The sequence below is a fragment of the Nocardia sp. MH4 genome, assembly GCF_019266065.1.
Taxonomy (GTDB): Bacteria; Actinomycetota; Actinomycetes; order Mycobacteriales; family Mycobacteriaceae; genus Nocardia; species Nocardia canadensis.
The window spans coordinates 23,623-46,602 of sequence record NZ_LPNR01000082.1; the positions used below are offsets into that span (position 1 = coordinate 23,623).

Here is a 22,980-nt window from a genome sequence, read left to right on the forward strand (position 1 = left end):
CACTGATCTCGCGTGAACACGGGTACGCCCGGCATCGGGCCGACGGCCACCACCGTCGGCCCGATGCCCAAGTCCCGCGCACCCGACGATCGGCAGAATTCGCGGACAGGCTCAAGCCTTGACGACGTAGGGCGCGACGCTGCCGAGCTTCTCGCAGGTCTCCTCGAACTCACGCTCGGGCCGCGACTGCCCGACGATGCCCGCACCGGCGCGCAGCCAGGCGCCCTCGCCGGTCTGATAGATCGCGCGCAGTACCAGGGTCGCCTCGAGCGCGCCGGTCGGCGAGACGCACACCACCGCACCGGAGTACAGGCCGCGCGGGTCGTGGTCGTTGCGGAAGACGGAGTCGACGCCCTCGCGCTTGGGGATGCCGGAGGCGGTCACCGAGGGGAACAGCACCTCGAGCGCGTCCCAGCTGGTCCGGTCGGCGGCGAGGGTGCCGCGCACGGTCGAGGCCAGGTGCTGCACGCTGCCGCGCTCGCGCACCGCCATGAAGTCGGACACAGCGGGCGTGCCGGGCGCGGCCACCTCGGTGATCTCGGCGAACGAGGTCTGCACCGAGATCGCGTGCTCCACGATCTCCTTCGGATCGGCGAGCAGGTCCGCGCGGGCCGCGTCGTCGGCCTCGACACCGAGCCCGAAGGCGCGGGTGCCCGCCAGCGGCTCGGTGGTGACGATGCGATCGTCGTCGACCGAGGCCACCAGCTCCGGGCTGAACCCGGCCGCTTCCAGCCCGCCCAGGCGCAGCAGGAACGAGCGGGCGGGGGTGTTGTTGGCGCGGCCGAGGCGATAGGTGCCGGGCACATCGACGGCGAAGGGCAGCGCGACCTTCCGCGACAGGATGACCTTCTGGTAGCTGCCGGAACGGATCTCGGCCACCGCTGCGGCGACGCGGTCCTGGTAGCCGGTCGGGTCGGGCCGCACGTCGACGGGGTGCGCGACCGGCAGGTCGGTGCCCTGCGACGCGGCGATCAGGTCGTGGATATCGCACGCCTCCCCCGGGGTCGCGCCGCTGATCCGCACGCCGGAGGCGTCGATGCGCACCTCGATCCGCGGAATCATCAGGTGCGCCAGCGGGGTCCGCTGGTTCAGGTAGCGGGTGGCCGCCAGCGAGTACGCGCAGAACTCGAATCCGATCCAGCCGAAGGCGTTGCGGCCGTCGAGCGGCAGTTCGGCCAGCGCGGCGTCGACGACCTGCGCGGGACTGCCCGTCCACGCGCGCGCGGTGGTCTTGCCGCCCCACACCGTGCGCAGCTCACCGGCGTCGAGTTCCACGCTGCCGAGCGGATCGGCGGCGAACACCCACTCCCCCGGCTGCTCGTACATCACGTACTCACCGAAGCGGTCCGCCGCCGCCAGACGAGACATCGCTGCCGCTGGATCGGTCACATACTCCACCCGTACGGGCTGCTCCGTCGACGACAACGATCCTCCAAGGTAATGCTGACCTAACTTCTTCGGGTTAGGTTAGCATTACCTCGTCGATTGGCCAGCCCAGCATTGGGTAACCTATGCCACCCCCGAGCGGTCCCCGCCACGCGCTGTCGTCGAAGTTCGGTGCGCCGAGGCGGAACTGCCGCTTGAATGGAGGGATGATCGACATCGGTGGGCGGCGCGGCCCGCGAACGGGATCCGGGGCAGACTCGGTGGTCGCCCTGGTCGACGCGGCCTCCGGCGTCGAACGCGAACTGATCGGCAACTGGATCGCCGAGGGCGGGCTGGCCCGCGACATCGGCTCCGACGCCCCGGTGACCCAGCTCGACCTCGACGCCAAGGCGATCACCAAACGCCTGGTCGGCAGGCACGACGACCCACTCGTCGTCCCGGTCCGGGTGCTGTGGCTGCCGCCGGAGCGCGACGGCGTCCGCCGGGTCACCTTCGCCGATCTGGCCCTGCTCACCAACCCCCGCAAGCCCAATCGGCTGGTCCAGCGCAGGCTGCTGCGCACCGAACCCGACCGGCACCGGGTGCTCGTCGGCGCGCCGGCCCGGCTCAGCGAACTGCGCACCAACAACCCCGAGGCCGCCGCCCTGCTGCGGGCCGGCTCGGCCGATCCGTTCGCGCGGTCGGTGGTGCGCGCGGCCGTGGTGGCGCTGGAACGGGCCGAACGCACCGTGATCGGCGACCGCTACAAGGTGCCGCAGCTGGTGGCCGAGGAGATCCTCGACTCCCCCGAATTCCAGCGCAAACTCGACTACATCGCCGAGGAGATCGGCTCCGAGCCGGACCAGGTGTACCGCAACGCGGAGAAGGCGCTGCGCGAGCTCGTCGCCGCGCAGAGCCGACTGGTCTCGGACCTGTTCACCCAGGCCATGCGGCCGGTGCACGCCTCGACCTGGAAGGTCGACACCGACCTGCACGGCCTGGACGCGTTGCGCAAGCTCAACCGCAAGTTCCCGCTGGTGTTCCTGCCCTCGCACCGCTCCTACGTCGACGCGTTCGTCCTCGGTGACGTGCTGGCGCGCAACGACTTCCCCCCCAATCACGTGATCGGCGGCGCGAACCTGAACTTCTGGCCGATGGGCCCGATCGCGCGGCGCACCGGAACGGTGTTCATCCGCCGCAGCTTCGGCGACGACGAGGTGTACAAGGCCGTCGTCGAGGAGTACTTCGCCTATCTGCTGGCCAAGCGATTCAACATGGAGTGGTACTTCGAGGGCGGGCGCACCCGCACCGGCAAGCTGCGGCCGCCGCGCTACGGTCTGCTCAATTACCTCGCCGCCGCGGTCCGTTCACGCCGCGTCGAAGACGTGCTGCTGGTGCCGGTGTCGATCACCTACGAGCGGCTCAACGAGCTGGGGGCGATCGCCAGCGAACAGTCCGGCGGCAAGAAGAAGCCGGAGGGCATCGGCTGGCTCGCCAGATATGTCCGCAGCCAGCAGCATTCGGCCGGACGCGTGTATGTGCGCTTCGGCGAGCCGCTCTCGGCGCGGGAACGGCTGGGCGCGCACGGTGATCCGCTCGACCAGCGGCCGACGACCATCCCGTTGCGCGACACCACGACCGGCGCGACAAGCGTTCCCGACGAGTCGGCGCTGAGCGAGACCGAGCGCAAAGCGGTGCAGCGGTTGGCCTTCGACGTCGCCGTCGGGATCAACGCCGTCACCCCGATCACGGTGAACGCGCTGGTCACCCTAGCCCTGCTCGGCGTGCACGAGCGCGCGCTGACGCTCGGACAGGTCCGCACCGTGGTCGACCCGGTGCTCGGTTATATCGCCCAGCGCGGCCTGCCCAGCGGCGAGCTGTCCGCCCTGCGCGACGACCAGGGCCTGCGTGTAGTGCTGGAACAGCTCGCGCTGGCCGGGGTGGTCACCGTGTATCGCGGTGGGCTGGAACCGGTCTACGCGATCGAACCGGGCGCGCACCTGGAGGCCGCCTTCTATCGCAACAGCGCGGTGCACTGGTTCGTCAACCGCGCCATCCTCGAGCTGGCCGCGCTCACCGCCGTCGAGGAACCGGGTGACGACCCGCTGCGCTCGGCCTGGAAGGCCGCCTTCGCGCTGCGCGACCTGCTCAAGTTCGAGTTCTTCTTCCCCGAGCGCCAGGAATTCGCCGAGCAGATCATCGACGAGGTGCGCCTGATCGTGCCGGAATGGGACGAGAACACCCCCGACGACCGGCTGGATCGTCAATTCCTCGGCGCGCTCACCGATTCCGGGTTCGTGATGGCCCATCGCGTCCTGCGCTCGTTCTTCGACGCCCAGCTCGTGGTGGCCGAGCGACTGGCCGCGCGCCCGGCCGACGCGACGATCGATCGCAAGGAGTTCATCGACGAGTGCGTCGCCGTCGGCAAGCAGATGCTGTTGCAGCAGCGGCTGCACAGCCCCGAATCGGTATCGACCGAATTGTTCACCAGCGCCTGGAAATTGGCGGCCAACCACGGACTGATCGGCCCAGCCCCCGAGGGCGCCGAGGACGAGTTGGTCGCGCGCAGAAAAGAATTCGCCGATCGGCTGCGTGATCTCGGCGAGCGCATCGCGCGCGCGGCCAGCCTCGACCCGTCGAACCGGACCACGATCTGATGGGCACCCTCGCCGCGGCCGTCGCCGCGATCAGGTCGGGTCCGCAGGGACCGGGCGTCGCCGCCGTGTTCGACTTCGGGGGCACCGTAGTCGACGGGCTGCCCCGCCGTGGGCTGCCGAGCCGGGTGCTGCGCCGTGGCGACGCGCGCCGGGCCGCACTGCTCGGGGGCATTCGGCGCGGTGGCGGCGACGGTGACTTCGGGCGGTTCCTGCAAGCCGTCGAACGGAGCTGGGCCGGGATGTCGGAGGCCGAGCTGGACGAGCTGGGCCGCAGCGCCTTCCGCCGGGAGATCTACGGGCGGCTGTTCCCCGAGGCGTGGCAGCTCGTGCGCGCGCATCAGCTCGCCGGGCACACGGTGGTGCTGGTCAGCGAGCTCACCCGCTTCCAGGTGCAGCCCGCCGCCGAGCGGCTCGGCATCGACCACGTGCTGTGCACCCAGCTGGCCGTGCGCGACGGGGTCGTGACCGGGCAGCCGGACGGCGCGCCACTGTGGCGGGTCGAGAAGGCCGAGGCGGTGGCCGAATTCGCCGCCGCCGCCGAAGTGCAGATCGGCTACGCCTACGCCGACAGCATCACCGATCTGACGCTGCTCGACCTGGCCGAGATCCCGACGGTCGTCGACCCGGATCCCGAACTCGCCGAGCTCGCCACCGAACGCGGCTGGCCCGCGCTGACGTTCCGGCCCCGGCAGGCCCCGCGGCCGGTCGACTACCTGCGCACCCTCGCCGGGTTCGCCGCGCTCCTCGGCGGCGCGCTGGTCGGCGTGCTGCGCAAGAGCTACACCCGCGAGCGTCAGGCGATGGCCGACGCGCTGATGCACGACGGCACCACCGCGACCCTGGCGGCGATCGATGTGCGGCTGCGGGTCGTCGGCGCCGAGCACGCCCGCTCCCCGCGCCCCGCGGTGTTCCTGTTCAACCACCAGAGCCAGTTCGACGTGATCATCGTGCCCAAGGTGCTCGACGGCGCGGTCACCGGCATCGGCAAGAAGGAACTCGCCAACCATCCCCTGTTCGGCCCGCTCATGCGGTTCGTCGGCGTCACCTTCATCGACCGCACCGACACCGAACGCGCCAAAGCCGCGCTCGCGCCGGTGGTCTCGACCCTGCGCGACGGCCTGTCCATCGCCGTCGCGCCGGAGGGCACCCGGTCTTACACGCCCGGCGTCGGCCCGTTCAAGAAGGGCGCCTTCCACATCGCCATCCAGGCCGGCGTCCCGGTGATCCCCGTGGTGATCCGCAACGCGGGCGAGATCGCCTGGCGCGATTCACCGATCGCCCGGTCCGGAGTCGTCGATGTCGCGGTACTGCCGCCCATCGACGTCTCCGGCTGGGACCCCACCGACATGGACGACGAGGTCGAAAGCGTCCGCCGGCTGTTCGAGAACACCCTGCTGGACTGGCCGCAGGCCGACTGAGCCCGGCCGGACTCGGTCTCACCCCTCGAACAGCTGCTGGCCGAGGTAGCGACCAGGGCCGGGGACACCGGGTGGGATGGCGAAGACCGCCGAGCCGACCGGGGTCGTCCATTGGTTCAGCGCGTCGAATTCCGCCAGGCGCGCCTGGACCGGGAGGTACTGGGCGGCGATGTCGCGCTGGTAGGCGACGAACAGCAGGCCCGAGTTCGACACCTGCCCCGGCGCGGGGGCCTCGTCGTAGTTGAATCCCCGGCGCAGGAACCGTTCCCCGGCGTGGGTGTGCCTGGCCCTGGCGACATGCGACGACGGTGGGATGACCGGGATGCCGTTGCGGTCGACGGCGGCCAGGTCCGGCTCGTCGTGTTCGGCGGTGCCGGTCAGGGGAGCGCCGTTGGACACCCGGCGGCCGACCGTCAGTTCCCGGCCGTCGGCGTCGAGCTCGTCCCAGGTGTCGAGGTCCATGGCGATGCGGCGCAGCACCAGCGAGGAGCCACCGGCCAGCCACGGCGTCGACGTGCCGTCGTCCCACACCAGCCGATCGAAGTCGACCGTGCGCGGGGCGATGTTGACGGTGCCGTCGACCTGGCCCATGAGGTTGCGCATGGTCTGGCCGCGCGGCGCGTCCCGGAAACCGCGCTGCACCCAGCGCACCGTCACCAGCGACTTCACGTGCTTGGACAGCACCCGCACGGCGTGCGCGACCGTCGTCGCCTCCTCGGCACAGACCTGGAGCACCAGATCGGCGCCGGTATAGGCGGGTTCGAGCCGGTCGATGGGGTACGGCGGCAGCGGCCGCAACCAGCTCGGCCGCCGTTCGGTCAGGCCGACAGCGGTGAACAGCTCGGGGCCGAAACCGACCGTGATCGTCAAACGCGCGGGGCGGACGGCGAGCTCCGGTTCGGTGTCGGCGAGCGCGGGCCGACCCTGGGTGAGCCGGGACGCGTCGTCGGTCCAGATCCGGAGCAGCCCGATGACGTCCTCGCGGCCGACACCCGGCGCCAGGTCGAAACCGGCGAAGGCGACATGACCGGGCGGGGTCGTCTCGATGCCCGCCTGATGGGCGCCGTAGAACGGGACGACCTCGAGCGCGTCGTCGCGTTCGGGTTCGCGCTGCGCGAGACCGGCCGCACCCCAGCCGATCCCGGCGGCGCCGACCACGCCCGCCGCCGCCGCTCCCCCGCCGAGCAATCGCCGGCGGGAGAGCTTGGTCTGCGGATCAGCCACCGTGCGAGGAGTTCTCGGTGCCCGGCGCGTAGTTCTCCTTGCCGCCGGCGAAGTCGCGCACCTGCGCGGTGACGACGGTGCTCGAGCCGTCGGCGAAGGTGAGGGTCAGCGAGGTTTCCGAGCCGGTGCGCAGCGGCTGCTTCAGGTCCATGAACATCAGGTGCTCGGCGCCGGGCTTCAGCGTCACCTCGCCGTGCGCGGGGATGGTGATGCCACCTTCCTTCGGGCGCATGGTCTTGGCGCCGGTGCTGTCCGGGACCACCTCGTGGATCTCGACCCGATCCGAGACGGGGCTGGTCGCGGCGACCAACGTCACCGGCGCGTCACCGGTGTTCTTCAGATTGCCGAAGGCGGCGGACATGCCGGAGTCGGCGGCCTTGATCCACTGGTCGCTCATGGTGATCCGGTCACCCGCCGCGGCGGGCGCGGCGGGCGCGGGCTCGGCGTCCGAGCAGGCGGTGGCGAAGACGGCGAGGACGGACAGCGCGGTCGCGGCGCCGAGCCGGCGGGCGGCGCGGGACGAACGCAGGAGGGTATGCGGGAATGCGGACACGGCAGATCTCCGATCATCGGGTGAGGTGAGGACCCGGACCGGCACGGCGAATCATCCGCCGCGTCGGCGGATGTCGGCGGCTACGCCGGAACGGGGTGAAGTGCGGTACGACCTGCGGCAGGCGGACCGCGCAGTCCGATCCCGGGTCGCCGGAGCAGTTGCCGCGCGAGGGCGCGCTCGTCGGCGCGGGGCAGCGGACACGGTCGCGCGGACGGGGCAGGCGGACCATCCAGCGCGAGGACCAGCCGTCGCACGCTGGTGATCGCCCGGCGCACCCCGACCTCGGCGGCGCGGATCGCGAGCGCGCCCCCCGGGATCGCCACCAGGTGGGCGACCAGCATGGCGGCGGAGAAGGCGTGGTGATGCTGGGCGTGTCCCAGCGACAGCGCGGTGTGCCCGACGCCTTGGCCGACGGCCAGCACGGCCATCGTCGCCAGCGGCGTGTTCCCGCGCGGCAGGGCCGAGGCGATGGCGCCGATCAGCGCGCAGGCTGCGAGCAGCAGGGCCACCGACGATCCGCCGGGAACCGTGCTCGCGCCACCGAGTCCGTGCGCCAGGACGGCGACCGCACCGGAGGCGGCACCCACCGCGGCGCCACGTAAGCGCGCGGTGTGATCCCTCGGTGAACGCACCCCGCCATGCTACGACCATCTGTCGTAGTGACCGGGCGCAGGGCCTATGACCAGCGTCTCATCGATGCGAAGCGAAAGATTTCGACCGACGACTTGACCTCAATATTTGTTTAGGTTTGATGATGGTCTCACCACCGAATGAGGGAGAACGACATGACCACCACCACCGCCCCCGCCACCCGCACCCTGACCCTGCCCGCGCTGTCCCGCCCCGTCGCCGTGCTGGGCGGCGTCGTCGCCGCCGTCGCGCTCAACCTGATCGTGTGGGCGATCGGCGCCGCGGCGGGCGGTGACTTCACCATGACCAACGCGGGGAAGGTCTCCGATGTCGCCCCCGGCGGGGTGGTCCTGATGTCGTCCGTGCCGCTGCTGATCGGCCTGACGGTCGCGGTCGCGGTGTCCTACCTGTGGACCGGCGTGCTGCGGGTCGCCGCCGTCGTCGGGTCGCTGCTGTCGATCGCGACCATCGCGCTGACCGTCGACGCCGACTTCGACACCGCCTCCACCATCGCGCTGTCGGTGATGCACGTGGTGCTGGTGCCGGTGATCGTGGTCGCGCTGGAAGGTGTGCGCCGCGGCATCACCACCGGATAGTCCGAACATGACGAAGGGCCCCACCGGAAACCGGTGGGGCCCTTCGCCGTAAGTCCTAGACCGAGCGGCCGAACAGCAGCTTCCACGGCATCAGCGCCGACTCCAGCTGCACCTTCAGGCTCATCTTCGACGCGCCGAGGGTGCGCTCCTCGAACCGGATCGGCACCTCCGCGATCGTGTAACCCTTCTTGATCGCGCGGTAGTTCATCTCGACCTGGAACGAGTAGCCGTTGCTGCGGATCGACGCCACGTCGATCGCGCGCAGGGTGTCGGCCTTCCACGCCTTGAAGCCGGCGGTCGCGTCCTTCACGCCGAGACGCAGGATCAGGTTCACGTAGAAGTTCGCCCAGGCCGACAGCGCCTTGCGGTACCACTTCCACTCCGCGGCGGTCGAGCCACCGGGGACGTAGCGCGAGCCCAGCACGACGCCGACATCGGCGGAGCTCAGCTTCTCCAGCATCGCCGGGATCACCTCGGCGGGGTGCGACAGGTCGGCGTCCATCTGGATCACCACGTCGGCACCCTCGTCGAGGGCCTGGGTGATGCCGGCGATGTAGGCGCGGCCGAGGCCGTCCTTCTCGGTGCGGTGCAGCACGCTCACCACGTTCGGCAGCTCGGCGGCCAGCTTGTCGGCCACCTCCCCCGTGCCGTCGGGTGAGTTGTCGTCCACCACCAGCACGTGCAGATCGGGAACCGGCAGTGCCGTCAGCCGCTCCACCGCCACCGGCAGATTTTCCCGCTCGTTGTAGGTCGGCACAACAACGGTAACCCTCAAGGGTCGCCCTCCCTGCTCACCTGGTTACGCTGCGCGACCCACCGAACGGGTGCGCGAGCATGTCATCGATTCGTTATGACCGTACTCGATCGACCTGACGCGAACCTGAGCGGCCGTGGCCGCGTCACCACAGCTGGCGGGCGTGGACCAGCGCGTCGACCACCAGGACCACGCCGAAAACGACGAACAACACCCGGACGACCGGCGGACCGTAGCGGGTGATCGCCCGCACCAGCACCCGATAGACCCGGCGGGCGCGCGGAGTCGTGCGCAGGGCCAGCGCCAGCACCACCAGCGGCACCAGCAGCGCGATCGCGCAGTACGCGACCACGATCAGCGGCCACACCACCGGCAGCGGACGCTGCGCCGACACCATCGCCAGCGCCGCCAGGTACGGCACCGAGGTCGGCACCTTCGCCAGCCCCAGCGTGACCCCGACCACCCCCATCAACCACGGATACTTCCGCACCGGCCGTACCCAGCGCCCGCCGCTGCCCATCGTCGTGTCCATCGGCAACGCCGCCACCACGATCAGCACCACACCGATCAGCAGCTCACCCCAGTACCGCAGCAGCGGCGTCAGCTCGAAGTCGAACAGCCGGACCAGGAAATCGATCCCCAGCACCGTGGCGATCCCGAACGCCACCGACACCGCGAACACGCCACCGAGAAAACTGAGCCCCCCGACCACCGGCGACCGCCGCGCCAACCGACTGTCCGCCACCACCGCCGTCGTGATCGCCACCAACAGCACATCCAACGCGTCGACCACCGCAAACCCGAGCAACGTGATCAGCAGGACACCCATGACCCCCGCGACCCTACTCGCCGGTCACGGTCGAGCCGACGACCGCCGACCTCGCGAAGCTGCGATCGAGGACGGCACGAGTGACAATGACCGGGTGAGACCGAACACTCCGGGGGAAGTGGCGACCTCCACCGCCGACGACGACGCGCGATGATCCGCGCGTTCGTTTTCGCACTCGACCCCACCGACGCGCAGGCCGATGCGATGCGGTCGCATTGTGGTGCACAACGCTTGGCCTTCAACTGGTGTCTGGCGCGTGTGCTGGCGAACTGGTCCCAACGCCGGGCCGAGGAGTCGTATGGCCTGGCGCCCGACGCGTTGACCCCATGGATCAGCGCCTCGGCGTACAGCTTGCGCAAGGCCTGGAATGCGGCCAAAGGCGAGGTGGCCCCGTGGTGGGCGGAGAACAGTAAGGAAGCGTATGCCTCCGGCGGCGCGAACCTCGCCACTGCGTTGAAGAACTACAGCGCCGGGCTCACGCGGCTACCTCGCTTCAAGTCGAAACATCGAACGCGTCCGACGTGCCGGTTCACCACCGGCGCATTCGGGCTGGGGTCCGATCGCCGACACATCAAACTGCCGGTGATCGGTACGGTCCGCACCCATGAGTCCACTCGTAAGCTGGCGCGGAAGGTGGCCTGCGGGTCTGCCCGGATACGCTCGGCCACGCTGAGCTTCGGGAGGGGCCGATGGAGCGTGTCATTCTCGGTCGAGTTGCGGGACCCGGCCCCTCGTTCCCGTGCGGGGAACCGGACAGTCGGCGTCGACCTGGGAATCAAGTCGCTGGCCGTGCTGTCCACCGGCGAACAGGTGCCGAATCCACGACACCTCGACCGCATGCAGACGTCGTTGCGGCGGGTGCAGCGGCAGATCGCACGCCGACAGGGCCCCGATCGGCGCGGTGGTCTCATGCCGTCCCGGCGCTGGACCAAGGCCCATGCGCGAGCCGACACACTGCATGCCCGAGTCGCGAACCGGCGCCGCGATACACAGCAAAAGCTGACCACCCGTCTGGTTGCCGAGTTCGACACGATCGTCATAAGACATGTTCCGGATGCGGCGCGGCGAAAGCCAAGCTCGCCCTGTCCGAACGCAGCTATGTCTGCAAGGCCTGCGGTTACACCCTCGACCGGGACGTCAACGCCGCGAGAAACCTCGCCGCGCTAGCGGCCGACACCGTACAGTTGGTGCGGGAGCAGCCCGAAGGAACTCCTGTCGGACACGACCTCGTCGTGCAGGGAGACTGCCTCGGGAAGAGTCACTGACTCAACCTCGTCGTCGCAAGACGGCGAGTCGATGACCGGGACACACTGTCTGGCTTCATGGAACGGAAGACATCGTGGCGGAAATGTCATTCGACCCATCAGCGCTCGACGCGTATCAGCGCGCTGCTGCTCGGGTCGCGGATCTACTCGGAGAAGCGGCCACGAGCACGACGACGGCGGCGGGGGTGGACCTGTCGGGGCTCGGGGTGCTGGGGAAGGAATTCGCGGCCGCGTGGACGGCGGCCGCGGGGGCGCACGCGTCGACGTTGAGTACCGCGGGGAATCTGGTCAGCGCGTATCAGGACATCCTGAATCAGTACGGCGCCAACGTCACCGGGGTCGACAGCGGGCTGGCGGGCGACCTGGGCGCGATCGAGAGCGAGGTGGCGTGATGCGCGCGAAATCCCTGGTCACCGAGACCACACTGAGCACGATCACGCAGGAGGAGGCCGAGGCCAAGATCGCGCCGGTGGTCGCCCTGCTCGAGGTGCCGCTGCTGGAGCTGCGGAAATCGCTGGGCTCCAACACCTCCGCCGACCCCGATACCGACGTGGTCAACGCCCTGACCACGGCCAGCGCCGCGACCAGCGCCACCGAGGACCCGCACCGGCTCGGCCTGTACGCGCTGGAGTCGACCGATACTGCGGCGCCCGCCACCCCGGCCCTGCGCCAGACCGCCACCGAGGTGTCGGCGGCCGCCGACCGCGGCCAGAAGCTCAGCACCCTGCTCGGCCAGGCGCATTCGACCCAGTCGACCGCGGCGGCCAAGGTCGACGCGATCATCGCCGACTTCCGCGCCAAGGCGAAGGCCGCCGCACCCGCGGTGAACGGCAACAACCTGGACGCGATCGTCGCGCTGGCGGAGGAGGCGATCCAGGAGGCCGTCACCGTCGTCGGGACCGCGAGCACCGAGATGGACGAGCACACCCGCAACACCAAGGAGCTGACCTCCGATCTCGGCGGCACCAACGGGGTCACCGTGCCGCCGGGCGCGGTCGAGGTGTCGCCGGGCGTCTACGTTCTCGGCACCGGCGGCACGTCGACGAACACCATCGATACCGACACGACCACGACCACCACCGATCCGGCGACGGCGGCGCAGATCGCGCTGCAGGAGGCGCTGATCGACGGTGGCGTCTCGCTGGGCACCGCGGCGATCGACGCGGGCGTCACCTTCGGCACGCATCTGATCGACAAGATCGCCGAGGTCGCGATGCACGGCATCGACAAGGGCGCCGAACTGGCGACCACCGGGATCGACACCCTCGCCGCGAATGTCACCGGCACGGGCACCGAGGGCACGGCGACCACGCCGGCCACGACGACACCGACGCCGACCAGCCCGTCCACCAACGGCGGCGGGAACTCCGGCGGCCTGTTCGCCGGGCTCGGCAACGGCGACACCACCACCAAACCGGAGACCTCCGGCGGCAACGGCACCGCGACCAAGCCCGCGCCCGCGGCGCCGACGACACCGGCGCCCACGGTGCAGGCGCCGGTTGTCGAGCAGCCCCAGCAGCAGGCCCCCGCCGCGCCCGCACCCGCGCAGCAGCAGCCGAGCCAGACCGGGGTGATTCCGCCGACGAGCCGTCCGCAACAGGATCAGGAGAGCGAGCGCCCGTCGGCCGCGCCCAAGCACGGGCAGCCGGGAGTCGTCCCGGCTACGGCGTAAGGGCGCCGGATGGACAACCCGTTCGGGGCCTATTTCGCCTCGCCCGCCGATCCGGCGCGCCGTCGTCCACAGGGCAAACGGCGACGCCGGCGGCGGCGTGAGGCCGAGCCGCAGACCATCGGCACCAATCCGGAGACCTGGCCGCCACCGGAGCCGGAACACTACGACGAGGTTCCCGGCGCGCTCACCACCGCGCCGACCGAGCCGATCTATCGCACCGCCGCCGAGGAAGACGGGTTCACCGGCGACTGGAACGACTGGAACGACGAGGCGCCCGTCGAGGAACCGCCGCGCCGGACCGACGACGTCGACTGGAACGACTGGGCCACCGCCACCGCGACCGAGCAGAGCGGTGATCGGGTCGAGATGCCGGTGCTGCCGCGGCTCAAGGACTTCGGTGGCGGCGGCCCGATCGCGCGCAGGCCACGCAAGAAGTACGACGACGAACGCTACGACGATCCGCACGGCCGGGCGAAGGCCGCCGCCGCGGTGAAGGGCATCGTCGGCGCGCTGATCTTCGTGGTGGTGCTCGGTCTGGCGGCGAACATCTTCCTCGGCTCGGGCGACAAACCGGTCGCGGCGAAACAGGCCTCCGTCTCCGGTTCGCCGACCACGGGATCCACCGCGACCACCGTCGCCCCGCTGCCCGCGCACGCGGTGGCGGGCTGTGAGTCCTTCCGCAGCCAGTCCATCACGATCAGCGCCGAACGCGGCGACACCGCCACCCCGCAGGGCGCCATCCTCGGCTTCGAATACAGCTACTACGTCGACCGCGATGCCGCCAAGGCCCGCACCTACGTCACCGACGACGCTCACGTGGGCGACGAATCAGCCCTGGCCGCAGGCATTTCCACCTTCCCCACCGGCGTCAAGTACTGCATTCACATCACCCGCGCCGACTCCACCGACCCCACCGTCTGGAACGTCACCGTCCAGCAGCAGTGGCCCGGCGACACCGCCATCGAGAAGATCCAGCAGACCATGCGCACCGCCGAAGTGGCCCCCGGCCGCTACCGCATCACCAGCATCGACCACCGCCGCTGACCTCGCCCCCGAACGCAGAAATCCCCGCACCGATACTCGGTGCGGGGATCTTCTTGCGACCCTGACGGGACTCGAACCCGCGACCTCCGCCGTGACAGGGCGGCGCGCTAACCAACTGCGCCACAGGGCCGTGATGTATCGCTACATCGCGGGTGGACTGTACCCGGTGGAACGGTGTGGGCGGTAATCACGCAGGTGGGGCCCGCGAGGAAGCGTTGACATTGACGTCAATGTCAACGACACTCGGGCGGTGACCACGAGTGCGGCGCAGGAGCGGGCCCGGTCGGCCCGCAAGGACAGTGGTGGGCCGCGGCGGGGCGAATTGCTCGACGCGGCGGCGGGGTGTTTCGCCGAGCTCGGGTACGACCAGACCTCGGTGGAAACGATCACCACGCGGGCGCGGGTCTCGCGGGCGACGTTCTACGCGTACTTCTCCTCCAAAGACGAGGTGTTCCAGGCGATCACCGAGCGGGTGTGCGCGCGGTTCCTGGACGCGCAGCTGGTGGTCGACGTCGAGGTCACCGCGCCTGCGGAGGTCATCGCCGCCACCACGCGGGCGTTCGCGGAGGCGGTGTTCGCCAACGGCGCCCTGGGGACCTTGATCGAGCATCGCGCCGACGTGGACCCGGCGATCGGCGCGCAGTGGACCCGGATGCGGGAACGCCTGCGGCAGCGGTTCATCGCCTTTCTCGAACGCGTCGACGCCGAGGGCGCGATCGACCCGTGCGCGCCGCTGCCGCGCATCGTCGAAACCCTGTCCGACGCACTGCTCATCGGCGCCGCCCGCGTACGCGCCGACGAGCGCGCCCAGTTCGTCACCGACCACATCGCCATCGCCCACCGGCTGATCGGCTTCACCGAGCAACCCCACCGAGCTCCCTGACCGGCACGGTCGACGACATCGAGGACGCCCATGACCCTGTTGATCGCCAATCGCGGCGAGATCGCCCTGCGCATCATCCGCACCGCCACCGAACTCGGCCTGCGCACCGTGGCGGTCTACGCCGAGGACGACGCCGCCGCTCCCCCTGTGCACGCGGCCGACGAGGCGATCGGCCTGACCGGCGCCGGACCCGCGCCGTATCTGGACCATGCCGCGATCCTGGCCGCCGCCAAGGAATCCGGCGCCGATCTCATCCACCCCGGCTACGGCTTCCTGAGCGAGAACGCCGAGTTCGCCAGGGCCTGCGCGGCGGCGGGCCACACCTTCGTCGGCCCCGACCCCGCCGTCCTTGACCTGTTCGGCGACAAGTCCGCGGCCCGCCGGAGCGCCGACGCCGCCGGCGTCCCCGTGCTGCCCGCCACCGCGGGCGCGAGCACGCTCGCCGAGGTCGGCGCGTTCTTCGCGGCCCAATCCGGCCCGATCATGATCAAGGCGCTGGCCGGTGGCGGTGGGCGCGGCATGCGCGTGGTGCGCACCGCCGTCGAGCTCGACGACGCCTACCGGCAGTGCGCCGCCGAGGCGGAGCTCGGCTTCGGCGATCCGGCGGTGTTCGCCGAGGCGCTGATGACCGACGCCCGGCACATCGAGGTGCAGGTCGTCGCCGCGGCGGCCGACGACGGCACCACCGCGCTCGCGCTCGGCGACCGGGATTGCAGTGTGCAGCGCAGGCATCAGAAGCTGATCGAAATCGCTCCGGCGCAGGGGCTTCCGGACGAGCTGCGCCGTGGCCTGCACGAGGCGGCGGCCCGGCTGTGCGCGCGGGTCGGCTATCGCGGCCTGGCCACCGTCGAATTCCTGGTCGCCGGTGACCGTTTCGTCTTTCTGGAGGTCAATCCGCGCATCCAGGTGGAGCACACCGTCACCGAGGAGGTGACCGGGGTCGACCTGGTCGCGGTCCAGCTCGACATCGCCCGGGGCGCGACCTTCGACGCGCTGGGCCTGCCGAGCGGAATCGTCTCGGACGGAACCCGAGCCGAAGGGGAACCGGCCGCCGCCGACGGCATCGCCATTCAGGCCAGGGTGAACATGGAGACCATGGCGGCCGATGGATCGGCGGTGCCGACGGCGGGCACGCTGACCGCCTTCGCCCCGCCCACCGGTCCGGGCGTGCGCGTCGACACCTTCGGCCGACCGGGCCTCACCCCGAGCCCGCGCTACGACTCGCTGCTGGCCAAGGTGATCACCCGTACCAGGGGGAACTCCTTCCCCGCCGCCGCGCGCAAGGCGGCGACCGCACTGGCCGAATTCACCGTCGACGGCCTCCGCACCAACAGCGGCTTCCTGCGGGAAGTGCTCACCGACCGCCGATTCCAGACCGGCACCGTCACGACCTCCTATCTCGGCGAGCACCTGGCCACGCTGGTCGCGGCGGCCGAGGCCGGGCAGCCGGAGCTCGCGGTCGCGGCGGTCGAGCTGTATCCGGGGCAGGAGGCGGTGCGGGCGCAGCTGGCGGGCACCGTGGTCGAGGTGACCGGCGAGGACCTCGAGATCGCGGCGGGCGGACAGCTCGTCGTGCTCGAGGCGATGAAGATGCAGCACGTGCTCGCCGCACCGGCCGCCGCGCGGACGGTCCGGGTGCTGGTCCGCCCGGGCCAGGTCGTCGCGCCCGGCGATCCGCTGGTGATCATCGCCCCCACCGGTGCCGACGCCACCGGCGCCGCGCAGGCCGAGCTCGACCCGGTGCGCGCCCGGGCCGACGTCGACGAGATCCGCGCGCGCCACCGCGTCACACGGGACGAAGCTCGCCCGGACGTGGTGGCCAAGCGACACCGGCTCGGCCGCCGCACGGCCAGGGAGAACATCGCCGACCTGGTCGACCCGGGCAGCTTCGTCGAGTACGGCGCGCTGGCCGTCGCCGCGCAGCGCAGCAGGCGCTCCGAGCAGGACCTGATCGCCAACACCCCCGCGGACGGCCTGGTCACCGGGTTGGCCACCATCGGCGCGGACCGCTTCGGCACGGCGGCCGCCGAGGCCGTGGTGGTCTCCTACGACTACACCGTGCTCGCGGGCACCCAGGGCAAGAACAATCACGCCAAGACCGACCGCGCCTTCGAGCTGGCCGCCCGCAAGCGGGTGCCGGTGGTGCTGTTCGCCGAGGGTGGTGGCGGCAGGCCCGGCGACACCGACGTGACCGGCATGGGTCTGGACGTGCCGACCTTCCGCGCGCTCGCCGCGCTGCGCGGGCGGGTGCCGCTGGTGACGATCGTGTCGGGCCGCTGCTTCGCCGGCAATGCCGCGCTGGCCGGGGTCTGTGATGTCATCATCGCGACGCCGGACGCCAATCTGGGCATGGGCGGCCCGGCGATGATCGAGGGCGGCGGGCTCGGCGTGTACCGGCCCGAGGACATCGGGCCGATCGAGGTGCAGCGGCGCAACGGTGTCGTGCACCTGGTGGCCCGCGACGAGGCGCACGCGGTCGCGCTGGCCAAGCAGTACCTCGGCTATTTCCAGGGCCCGGTCGAGGACTTCGAGGTGCCCGATCCGCGCCTGGCCCGGCATGTGGTGCCGGAGAATCGCCTGCGCGCCTATGACATCCACCGCGCGATCGAGGCGATCGCCGATCTCGGCTCGATCCTGGAACTGCGGCCCGACTACGGAGTCGGCGTCGTCACCGCGCTGGTCCGGGTCGACGGCGTGCCGTTCGGCCTGGTGGCCAACAGCAGTCATCATCTCGGCGGCGCCATCGACGCCGAGGCCGCCGACAAGATGGGCGACTTCCTGGGATTGTGCGAGTCGTTCGGGTTGCCGATCGTCTCCCTGTGCGACACACCGGGATTCATGGTCGGACCGGACGCGGAGCGGACCGCGACGGTGCGCCGGTTCAGCGATCTGTTCGTGCTCGGCGCCCGGCTGACCGTCCCCTTCGGCACCATCATCCTGCGCAAGGGCTACGGCCTGGGCGCGATGGCGATGGCGGCCGGGCACTTCCGCGCGCCGAACTTCACCGTCGCCTGGCCGACCGGCGAGATCGGGCCGATGGGGCTCGAGGGCGCGGTGCGCCTGGGCTTTCGCAAGGAGCTGGCCGCCGTCGCGGATCCGGCCGAGCGCGAGACGCTGTTCGGGCAGCTGCTCGCCCTGGCCTATCAGCAGGGCAAGGCGCTCACCGCGGCGACCGGGTTCGAACTCGACGACGTGATCGACCCCGCCGACACCCGTGCCTGGATCACCACGCTGGTCCGGAATCGGCCGTGAGGTAGCCCCGGCACCGCCCGGCCGGGCGGTCGCACACGCACAAACTTGAAGTTGACGTCAACTTCTAATAGGTTCGCTGACAAGTCACCGCCGACCATCGGGAGCACCCCATGTCGCTGTTCGATCTCTCCGAGCGCGCCGAGAAATACCGCGCGGACCTGCTCGTGTTCATGGACGAGCACGTCTACCCCGCCGAAGCCGTCTACGACGAGCAGATGCGGGAGTCCGGCGACCCGCACTTCCAGCCGCCGATCCTCGAGGAGCTCAAGGCCGAGGCCAAGCGGCGCGGTCTGTGGAATCTCTTCCATCCGCATCCCGGTCGCGGCCCCGGCCTGACCAACCTCGAGTACGCGCCGCTCGCCGAGATCATGGGCCGCAGCCATCTCGCCTCGGAGGCCTGCAACTGCAACGCCCCCGACACCGGGAACATGGAGGTGCTCGAGCTGTTCGGCACCGAGGAGCACAAGAAGAAGTACCTCGAACCGCTGCTCGACGGCACCATGGCCTCCGCGTTCGCGATGACCGAACCCGGCGTGGCCAGCTCCGACGCCACCAATGTGGAACTGTCGATGGTGCGCGACGGCGAGGAGTACGTCCTCAACGGCCGCAAGTGGTTCGCCACCAACGCTTTGCACCGCAACTGCAAGGTGCTGATCGTGATGGGCAAGACCGATCCGACCGCCGCGCCGCACCGACAGCAGTCGATGATGGTCGTCCCGATCGACGCGCCGGGCGTCACGATCGTGCGCGGTTTGCCGGTGTTCGGCTACCAGGAGCGCGAGGGCCACGCCGAGATCGATTTCACCGATGTCCGCGTGCCGGTGGCCGACGTACTGAAGGGTGAGGGCGAGGGCTTCGCGATCAGTCAGGCCCGGCTCGGGCCCGGCCGCATCCACCACTGCATGCGCAGCATCGGCATGGCCGAGCGCGCGCTGGAGATGATGTGCAAGCGGGCGCAGTCGCGCGTCACCTTCGGCAAGCCGATCGCCGAGAACGCCAATATCCAGGACTGGATCGCCGAGTCGCGCATCGAGATCGAGATGATCCGGCTGCTCACGCTCAAGGCCGCGCACCTGATGGACACCGTCGGCAACAAGGAAGCCCGCACCGAGATCGCCGCCATCAAGGTGGCCGCGCCGACCATCGCGCTGAAGGTCCTCGACCGCGCGATCCAGGTGCACGGCGCCGGTGGCGTCACCGACGACTTCCCCCTCGCGATGGCCTGGGCCCAGCTGCGCACCCTGCGCCTGGCCGACGGCCCCGACGAGGTGCACAAGCGCGCCATCGCGCGCCAGGAACTGAGCAAGTACCGCAGCAAGGAGAGCAACTGATGACCGGACTCGACCTGACCGGGCGCACCGCCATCGTCACCGGCGCCTCGCGCGGCATCGGGCTGGCGATCGCCCGGTCCATCGCCGCGGCGGGCGGGACCGTCGTACTGACCGCGCGCACCCAGGAAGCCGCCGACGCGGCCGCCGCGCAGGTGGACGGCACCGCCCTCGGTGTCGCCGCGCACGCCACGGACGAGGAAGCGGCTCGCCGGTGCGTCGAGCTGACCGTGGAGCGCTTCGGCAGCGTCGACATCCTGGTCAACAACGCGGGCACCAACCCCGCCTTCGGCCCGGTGACCGGCCAGGACCACGGGCGGTTCGCCAAGACCTTCGACGTGAACGTGTGGGCACCGATCCTGTGGACCTCGCTGGTCACCACGGCCTGGATGGGCGAGCACGGCGGCGCCGTCGTGAACACGACGTCGATCGGCGGGCTGACCCTGGAGCCCGACATCGGCCTGTACAACGCGTCCAAGGCCGCGCTGATCCATCTGACCAAGCAGATGGCGCTGGAACTGTCGCCGAAGGTGCGCGTCAACGCGATCGCGCCGGGCGTCGTCCGCACCAAGCTGGCCGAGGCCCTGTGGAAGAACCATGAGGAGTCGGTCGCCGGCGCCACCGCGCTGGACCGGATCGGCGAGCCCGAGGACATCGGCGCCGCCGTGGCGTTCCTCGTCTCCGACGCCGCGAGCTGGATCACCGGCGAGGTCATGGTGATCGACGGCGGGCAGCGGCTCGGCGACGCGCCGCTGTTCCGGAGCGGAGCATCGCTCGGTGTCTGACACACGTGACGTCGTCGGGATCGACCCGGCCGCGGTGACCGGCTGGTTCGGCACGCTCGGCATCGGGTGCGCCGCACCGCTGCGCTTCGACCGGATCGGGCTCGGCCAATCGAACCTGACCTACCTGGTCACCGATGCCGAAGACCGGCGGTGGGTATTGCGCAGGCCGCCGCTCGGCACGTTGCTGGCCTCGGCCCACGATGTGGTGCGGGAAGCGCGGATCATCGCCGCGCTCGAGTCCACCGAGGTGCCGGTGCCGCGGATCTTCGGGGTGCTCGCCGATCCGGACGTGGTCGACGCGCCGCTGGTGCTGATGGAGTACGTCGACGGGCAGGTGGTCGACACCATGCCGATCGCGGAATCGCTCACGCCGCAGCGCCGCCGGGCCATCGCGGAATCGCTGCCGCGCACGCTCGCGCGCATCCATGCGGTCGACCCGGCCGCCGTCGGCCTGGCCGACCTCGCCGCGCACACCCCGTACGCGCCGCGTCAGCTCAAGCGCTGGAGCGGTCAGCTGGAACGGTCCAAGACCAGGGACCTGCCCGAGCTCGACGACCTCACCCGCCGCCTCGCCGCCGCGGTGCCGGAGCAGACCGAAGTGTGTCTCGTGCACGGCGATTTCCATCTCCGCAACGTCATCACCTCGCGCGAGACCGGTGCCGTGACGGCCGCGCTGGACTGGGAACTGTCCACCCTCGGCGACCCGCTGGCCGATATGGGCAGCATGCTCGCCTACTGGGCAGAGCCGGGCGAGCTGATCGGCGGCGACTTTCCCGCGTCCGCGCTCGACGGCTTCCCGAACCGCGCCGAGATGTCGCGGATGTACCTCGAGCTGACCGGCCGCGACCCGGCCGCGCTGCGGTACTGGCAGGTCCTGGGCCTGTGGAAGCTCGCGATCATCGCCGAGGGCGTGCTGCGCCGGGCACAGGACACCCCCGCGAACAAGGCGGCGGCGGGCACGCCGACCGTCGAACGCATCGACGCCGTGGTGCGGCTGGCCCGCGACGTCGCCGACGACGCCGGAATCTGACAGGAGATCATCATGAAGGCTTGGCAGGTGCGCGAACTCGGCGAACCGCGCGAGGTGCTGCGGCTCGACGACGTCGACGACCCCGTCGCGGGCCCCGGCCAGGTGCTGGTGCGGGTGCTGGCCGCCCCGGCCAACTTCCCGGACGTGCTGCTGTGCCGAGGGCAGTATCAGATCAAGCCGCCGCTGCCGTTCACGCCCGGTGTGGAGCTGTGCGGCACGGTGGTGGCGGTGGGCGCCGATGTCACCCGGTGCGCGGTCGGCGATCGGGTCGTCGGCACCACGACGCTGCCCGGCGGCGCGTTCGCCGAACTGGCGGTCCTGGACGCGGACAACGTCTTTCCCGCACCGGCGGCGCTCGACGACGCCGAGGCGGCCGCGCTGTCCATCGGCTACCAGACGAGCTGGTTCGCGCTGCACCGGCGCACCCAGCTGATGGCGGGCGAGACGCTGCTGGTGCACGCGGCCGCGGGCGGCGTCGGCAGCACCGCCGTGCAGCTGGGCAAGGCCGCGGGCGCGACGGTGATCGGCGTGGTGGGCGGTCCGGACAAGGCCGAGTACTGCCGCCGCCTCGGCGCCGACCTCGTCATCGATCGGCACACCGAGGACTTCGTGCCGATCGTGAAGGAGTTCACCGGCGGGCGCGGCGCGGACGTGATCTACGACCCGGTCGGCGGCGACGCCTACGCCAAGTCGACCAAATGCGTCGCCTTCGAGGGCCGCATCCTGGTGATCGGCTTCGCCGGCGGCACCATCCCGCAGCCCGCGCTCAACCACGCGCTGATCAAGAACTACTCGATCATCGGTCTGCACTGGGGCCTGTACAAGCAGTACAACCAGCAGGCGATCGCGGACTGCCACGCCGAACTGACCCGGCTGGCCGCCGAGGGACAGCTGAAACCGCTGATCAGCGAGCGGCTTTCGCTGGCCGAGGTGCCCGATGGCCTCGGCAGGCTCGGCGACGGCAGCACGGTCGGTCGCGTCGTCTTCCAGCCCTGAGCGCTATAAATACTGCATGGACGACACCGACAGCGAAGGCGCGCTGCCCTCGATGGCGCGCACTTCGCTGCTGCGTGAACTACCCGCCACCCCGCGCGGTCTGCGGACGCGGGCGGCCCTGATCGACGCGGGCCGCAAGGTCTTCGAGCGGCTGGGTTATCTCGACACCCGGCTGGTCGACATCACCCAGGAAGCCAACTGCTCCTCGGGCACCTTCTACACCTATTTCGCCGGCAAGGAAGAGATCTTCGCGGCGATCCTGGAGCACGCCCAGGAGGACATGCTGCATCCCGGTATGCAGCATGTGGCCGGTGACGACGACCCGGCCTCCATCGTCGAGGCGAGCAACCGCGCCTACTTCGAGGCCTACCGGCGCAATGCCAAGCTGATGGGCCTGCTCGAGCAGGTCGCCACGATCGATCCCGAGTTCAGCAAGCTGCGCCAGAACCGCGCCGACGCCTTCATCCAGCGCAACGCCCGCAGCATCGCCGACCTGCAGAAGCGCGGCCTGGCCGACCCGGATCTCGACCCGATGCTCACCTCCCGCGCCCTCTCGGGCATGGTCAGCCGCCTGGCCTTCAACTACTTCGTCGTCGCCGACGGCCACCTCGACGGCGAACCCCGCCCCCTGGAAGACATCGTCTACACCGTCACCCGCCTCTGGGTGAACGCCCTGCGCATGCCCACCCGCTGACGAGA

General features: G+C 70.6%; 21 protein-coding genes and 1 tRNA gene. 15 read left to right on the top strand and 7 right to left on the bottom strand.

Going from position 1 to position 22,980, the window contains the following annotated elements:
- Window positions 1–111: 111 nt before the first annotated feature.
- Window positions 112–1,398: a salicylate synthase gene (locus tag ATM97_RS09070; protein ID WP_374104843.1), complete on the bottom strand. Its 1,287-nt coding sequence runs from the start codon at window positions 1,396–1,398 to the stop codon at window positions 112–114.
- 194 nt (window positions 1,399–1,592) lie between these two features.
- Between ATM97_RS09070 and ATM97_RS09075 the strand changes: the two genes are divergently transcribed.
- Complete coding sequence (locus ATM97_RS09075; protein WP_218717518.1) at window positions 1,593–4,022, top strand: glycerol-3-phosphate 1-O-acyltransferase; 2,430 nt, start codon at window positions 1,593–1,595, stop codon at window positions 4,020–4,022.
- A complete protein-coding gene (locus ATM97_RS09080; protein WP_218717519.1) occupies window positions 4,022–5,440 on the top strand; it encodes an HAD-IB family hydrolase in 1,419 nt (472 codons plus the stop codon). Before ATM97_RS09075 ends, ATM97_RS09080 begins: the two co-directional genes overlap by 1 nt.
- 18 nt (window positions 5,441–5,458) lie before the next feature.
- On the opposite strand, the gene ATM97_RS09085 is transcribed toward ATM97_RS09080, so the two are convergent.
- The 3 genes from ATM97_RS09085 to ATM97_RS09095 all read right to left on the bottom strand — a co-directional run bounded on the left by ATM97_RS09085 (window position 5,459) and on the right by ATM97_RS09095 (window position 7,849).
- Complete coding sequence (locus ATM97_RS09085; protein WP_218717520.1) at window positions 5,459–6,664, bottom strand: Dyp-type peroxidase; 1,206 nt, start codon at window positions 6,662–6,664, stop codon at window positions 5,459–5,461.
- A complete protein-coding gene (locus ATM97_RS09090) occupies window positions 6,657–7,217 on the bottom strand; it encodes a copper chaperone PCu(A)C (RefSeq protein ID WP_308248423.1) in 561 nt (186 codons plus the stop codon). The genes ATM97_RS09085 and ATM97_RS09090 overlap by 8 nt, the downstream gene beginning before the upstream one ends.
- Before the next feature lie 80 nt (window positions 7,218–7,297).
- Window positions 7,298–7,849 (bottom strand): hypothetical protein, encoded by a 552-nt coding sequence (locus tag ATM97_RS09095; RefSeq protein WP_218717521.1) that lies wholly within the window; start codon window positions 7,847–7,849, stop codon window positions 7,298–7,300.
- A 153-nt stretch (window positions 7,850–8,002) separates the two neighbouring features.
- Here ATM97_RS09095 and ATM97_RS09100 point away from each other — a divergent pair, with 153 nt between their 5' ends.
- Window positions 8,003–8,443 (top strand): DUF6069 family protein, encoded by a 441-nt coding sequence (locus ATM97_RS09100; RefSeq protein ID WP_218717522.1) that lies wholly within the window; start codon window positions 8,003–8,005, stop codon window positions 8,441–8,443.
- A 55-nt stretch (window positions 8,444–8,498) separates the two neighbouring features.
- Here ATM97_RS09100 and ATM97_RS09105 read toward each other — a convergent pair whose 3' ends face one another.
- Both ATM97_RS09105 and ATM97_RS09110 read right to left on the bottom strand, forming a co-directional pair.
- Complete coding sequence (locus ATM97_RS09105; RefSeq protein WP_255587442.1) at window positions 8,499–9,218, bottom strand: polyprenol monophosphomannose synthase; 720 nt, start codon at window positions 9,216–9,218, stop codon at window positions 8,499–8,501.
- A 124-nt stretch (window positions 9,219–9,342) separates the two neighbouring features.
- Window positions 9,343–10,026 carry a GAP family protein gene (locus ATM97_RS09110; RefSeq protein ID WP_218717523.1) on the bottom strand — a complete coding sequence of 228 codons (684 nt, stop codon included), beginning with the start codon at window positions 10,024–10,026 and terminating at the stop codon, window positions 9,343–9,345.
- Between the two features lie 150 nt (window positions 10,027–10,176).
- Here ATM97_RS09110 and ATM97_RS09115 point away from each other — a divergent pair, with 150 nt between their 5' ends.
- From ATM97_RS09115 to ATM97_RS09130, 5 genes are all read left to right on the top strand, one after another.
- The gene (locus ATM97_RS09115; protein WP_218717524.1) at window positions 10,177–11,193 is read left to right on the top strand and encodes an RNA-guided endonuclease TnpB family protein; all 1,017 of its coding nucleotides are present in this window, start codon (window positions 10,177–10,179) and stop codon (window positions 11,191–11,193) included.
- Window positions 11,109–11,291: a transposase gene (locus ATM97_RS34275; RefSeq protein ID WP_255587452.1), complete on the top strand. Its 183-nt coding sequence runs from the start codon at window positions 11,109–11,111 to the stop codon at window positions 11,289–11,291. The genes ATM97_RS09115 and ATM97_RS34275 overlap by 85 nt, the downstream gene beginning before the upstream one ends.
- Window positions 11,292–11,374: 83 nt before the next feature.
- Window positions 11,375–11,683: a hypothetical protein gene (locus ATM97_RS09120; RefSeq protein WP_218717525.1), complete on the top strand. Its 309-nt coding sequence runs from the start codon at window positions 11,375–11,377 to the stop codon at window positions 11,681–11,683.
- Window positions 11,683–12,963: a hypothetical protein gene (locus tag ATM97_RS09125; protein ID WP_218717526.1), complete on the top strand. Its 1,281-nt coding sequence runs from the start codon at window positions 11,683–11,685 to the stop codon at window positions 12,961–12,963. Before ATM97_RS09120 ends, ATM97_RS09125 begins: the two co-directional genes overlap by 1 nt.
- Window positions 12,964–12,972: 9 nt before the next feature.
- Window positions 12,973–14,007 carry a hypothetical protein gene (locus ATM97_RS09130; RefSeq protein WP_218717527.1) on the top strand — a complete coding sequence of 345 codons (1,035 nt, stop codon included), beginning with the start codon at window positions 12,973–12,975 and terminating at the stop codon, window positions 14,005–14,007.
- A gap of 56 nt (window positions 14,008–14,063) precedes the next feature.
- Here ATM97_RS09130 and ATM97_RS09135 read toward each other — a convergent pair.
- A tRNA-Asp gene (locus ATM97_RS09135) sits at window positions 14,064–14,137 on the bottom strand.
- Window positions 14,138–14,257: 120 nt separating this feature from the next.
- On the opposite strand from ATM97_RS09135, the gene ATM97_RS09140 reads away from it, so the two are divergent.
- The 7 genes from ATM97_RS09140 to ATM97_RS09170 all read left to right on the top strand — a co-directional run bounded on the left by ATM97_RS09140 (window position 14,258) and on the right by ATM97_RS09170 (window position 22,975).
- Window positions 14,258–14,890 (top strand): TetR/AcrR family transcriptional regulator, encoded by a 633-nt coding sequence (locus ATM97_RS09140; protein ID WP_218717528.1) that lies wholly within the window; start codon window positions 14,258–14,260, stop codon window positions 14,888–14,890.
- Between the two features lie 30 nt (window positions 14,891–14,920).
- Entirely contained in the window at window positions 14,921–18,142 is a 3,222-nt protein-coding gene (locus ATM97_RS09145) for a carboxyl transferase domain-containing protein (protein ID WP_218717529.1), read from the top strand.
- 110 nt (window positions 18,143–18,252) lie between these two features.
- Window positions 18,253–19,473, top strand: a complete 1,221-nt coding sequence (locus tag ATM97_RS09150; RefSeq protein ID WP_218717530.1) for an acyl-CoA dehydrogenase family protein — start codon at window positions 18,253–18,255, stop codon at window positions 19,471–19,473.
- Window positions 19,473–20,255, top strand: coding sequence for an SDR family oxidoreductase (locus ATM97_RS09155; protein WP_218717531.1), 783 nt, complete (start codon window positions 19,473–19,475; stop codon window positions 20,253–20,255). Before ATM97_RS09150 ends, ATM97_RS09155 begins: the two co-directional genes overlap by 1 nt.
- Window positions 20,248–21,285, top strand: coding sequence for a phosphotransferase family protein (locus tag ATM97_RS09160; protein ID WP_308248424.1), 1,038 nt, complete (start codon window positions 20,248–20,250; stop codon window positions 21,283–21,285). The genes ATM97_RS09155 and ATM97_RS09160 overlap by 8 nt, the downstream gene beginning before the upstream one ends.
- 12 nt (window positions 21,286–21,297) lie before the next feature.
- Window positions 21,298–22,281: an NADPH:quinone oxidoreductase family protein gene (locus ATM97_RS09165; RefSeq protein ID WP_218717532.1), complete on the top strand. Its 984-nt coding sequence runs from the start codon at window positions 21,298–21,300 to the stop codon at window positions 22,279–22,281.
- A gap of 16 nt (window positions 22,282–22,297) precedes the next feature.
- Complete coding sequence (locus ATM97_RS09170) at window positions 22,298–22,975, top strand: TetR/AcrR family transcriptional regulator (protein ID WP_218717533.1); 678 nt, start codon at window positions 22,298–22,300, stop codon at window positions 22,973–22,975.
- The last annotated feature ends 5 nt before the right edge of the window (window positions 22,976–22,980 follow it).

Coding starts and splice junctions, on each gene's coding strand:
- ATM97_RS09120 (WP_218717525.1), top strand. CDS start 11,375: ATGTCATTCGACCCATCAGCGCTCGACGCGTATCAGCGCGCTGCTGCT.
- ATM97_RS09075 (WP_218717518.1), top strand. CDS start 1,593: ATGATCGACATCGGTGGGCGGCGCGGCCCGCGAACGGGATCCGGGGCA.
- ATM97_RS09130 (WP_218717527.1), top strand. CDS start 12,973: ATGGACAACCCGTTCGGGGCCTATTTCGCCTCGCCCGCCGATCCGGCG.
- ATM97_RS09165 (WP_218717532.1), top strand. CDS start 21,298: ATGAAGGCTTGGCAGGTGCGCGAACTCGGCGAACCGCGCGAGGTGCTG.
- ATM97_RS09155 (WP_218717531.1), top strand. CDS start 19,473: ATGACCGGACTCGACCTGACCGGGCGCACCGCCATCGTCACCGGCGCC.
- ATM97_RS09170 (WP_218717533.1), top strand. CDS start 22,298: ATGGACGACACCGACAGCGAAGGCGCGCTGCCCTCGATGGCGCGCACT.
- ATM97_RS09110 (WP_218717523.1), bottom strand. CDS start 10,026: ATGGGTGTCCTGCTGATCACGTTGCTCGGGTTTGCGGTGGTCGACGCG.
- ATM97_RS09115 (WP_218717524.1), top strand. CDS start 10,177: ATGATCCGCGCGTTCGTTTTCGCACTCGACCCCACCGACGCGCAGGCC.
- ATM97_RS09080 (WP_218717519.1), top strand. CDS start 4,022: ATGGGCACCCTCGCCGCGGCCGTCGCCGCGATCAGGTCGGGTCCGCAG.
- ATM97_RS09150 (WP_218717530.1), top strand. CDS start 18,253: ATGTCGCTGTTCGATCTCTCCGAGCGCGCCGAGAAATACCGCGCGGAC.
- ATM97_RS09100 (WP_218717522.1), top strand. CDS start 8,003: ATGACCACCACCACCGCCCCCGCCACCCGCACCCTGACCCTGCCCGCG.
- ATM97_RS09145 (WP_218717529.1), top strand. CDS start 14,921: ATGACCCTGTTGATCGCCAATCGCGGCGAGATCGCCCTGCGCATCATC.
- ATM97_RS09125 (WP_218717526.1), top strand. CDS start 11,683: ATGCGCGCGAAATCCCTGGTCACCGAGACCACACTGAGCACGATCACG.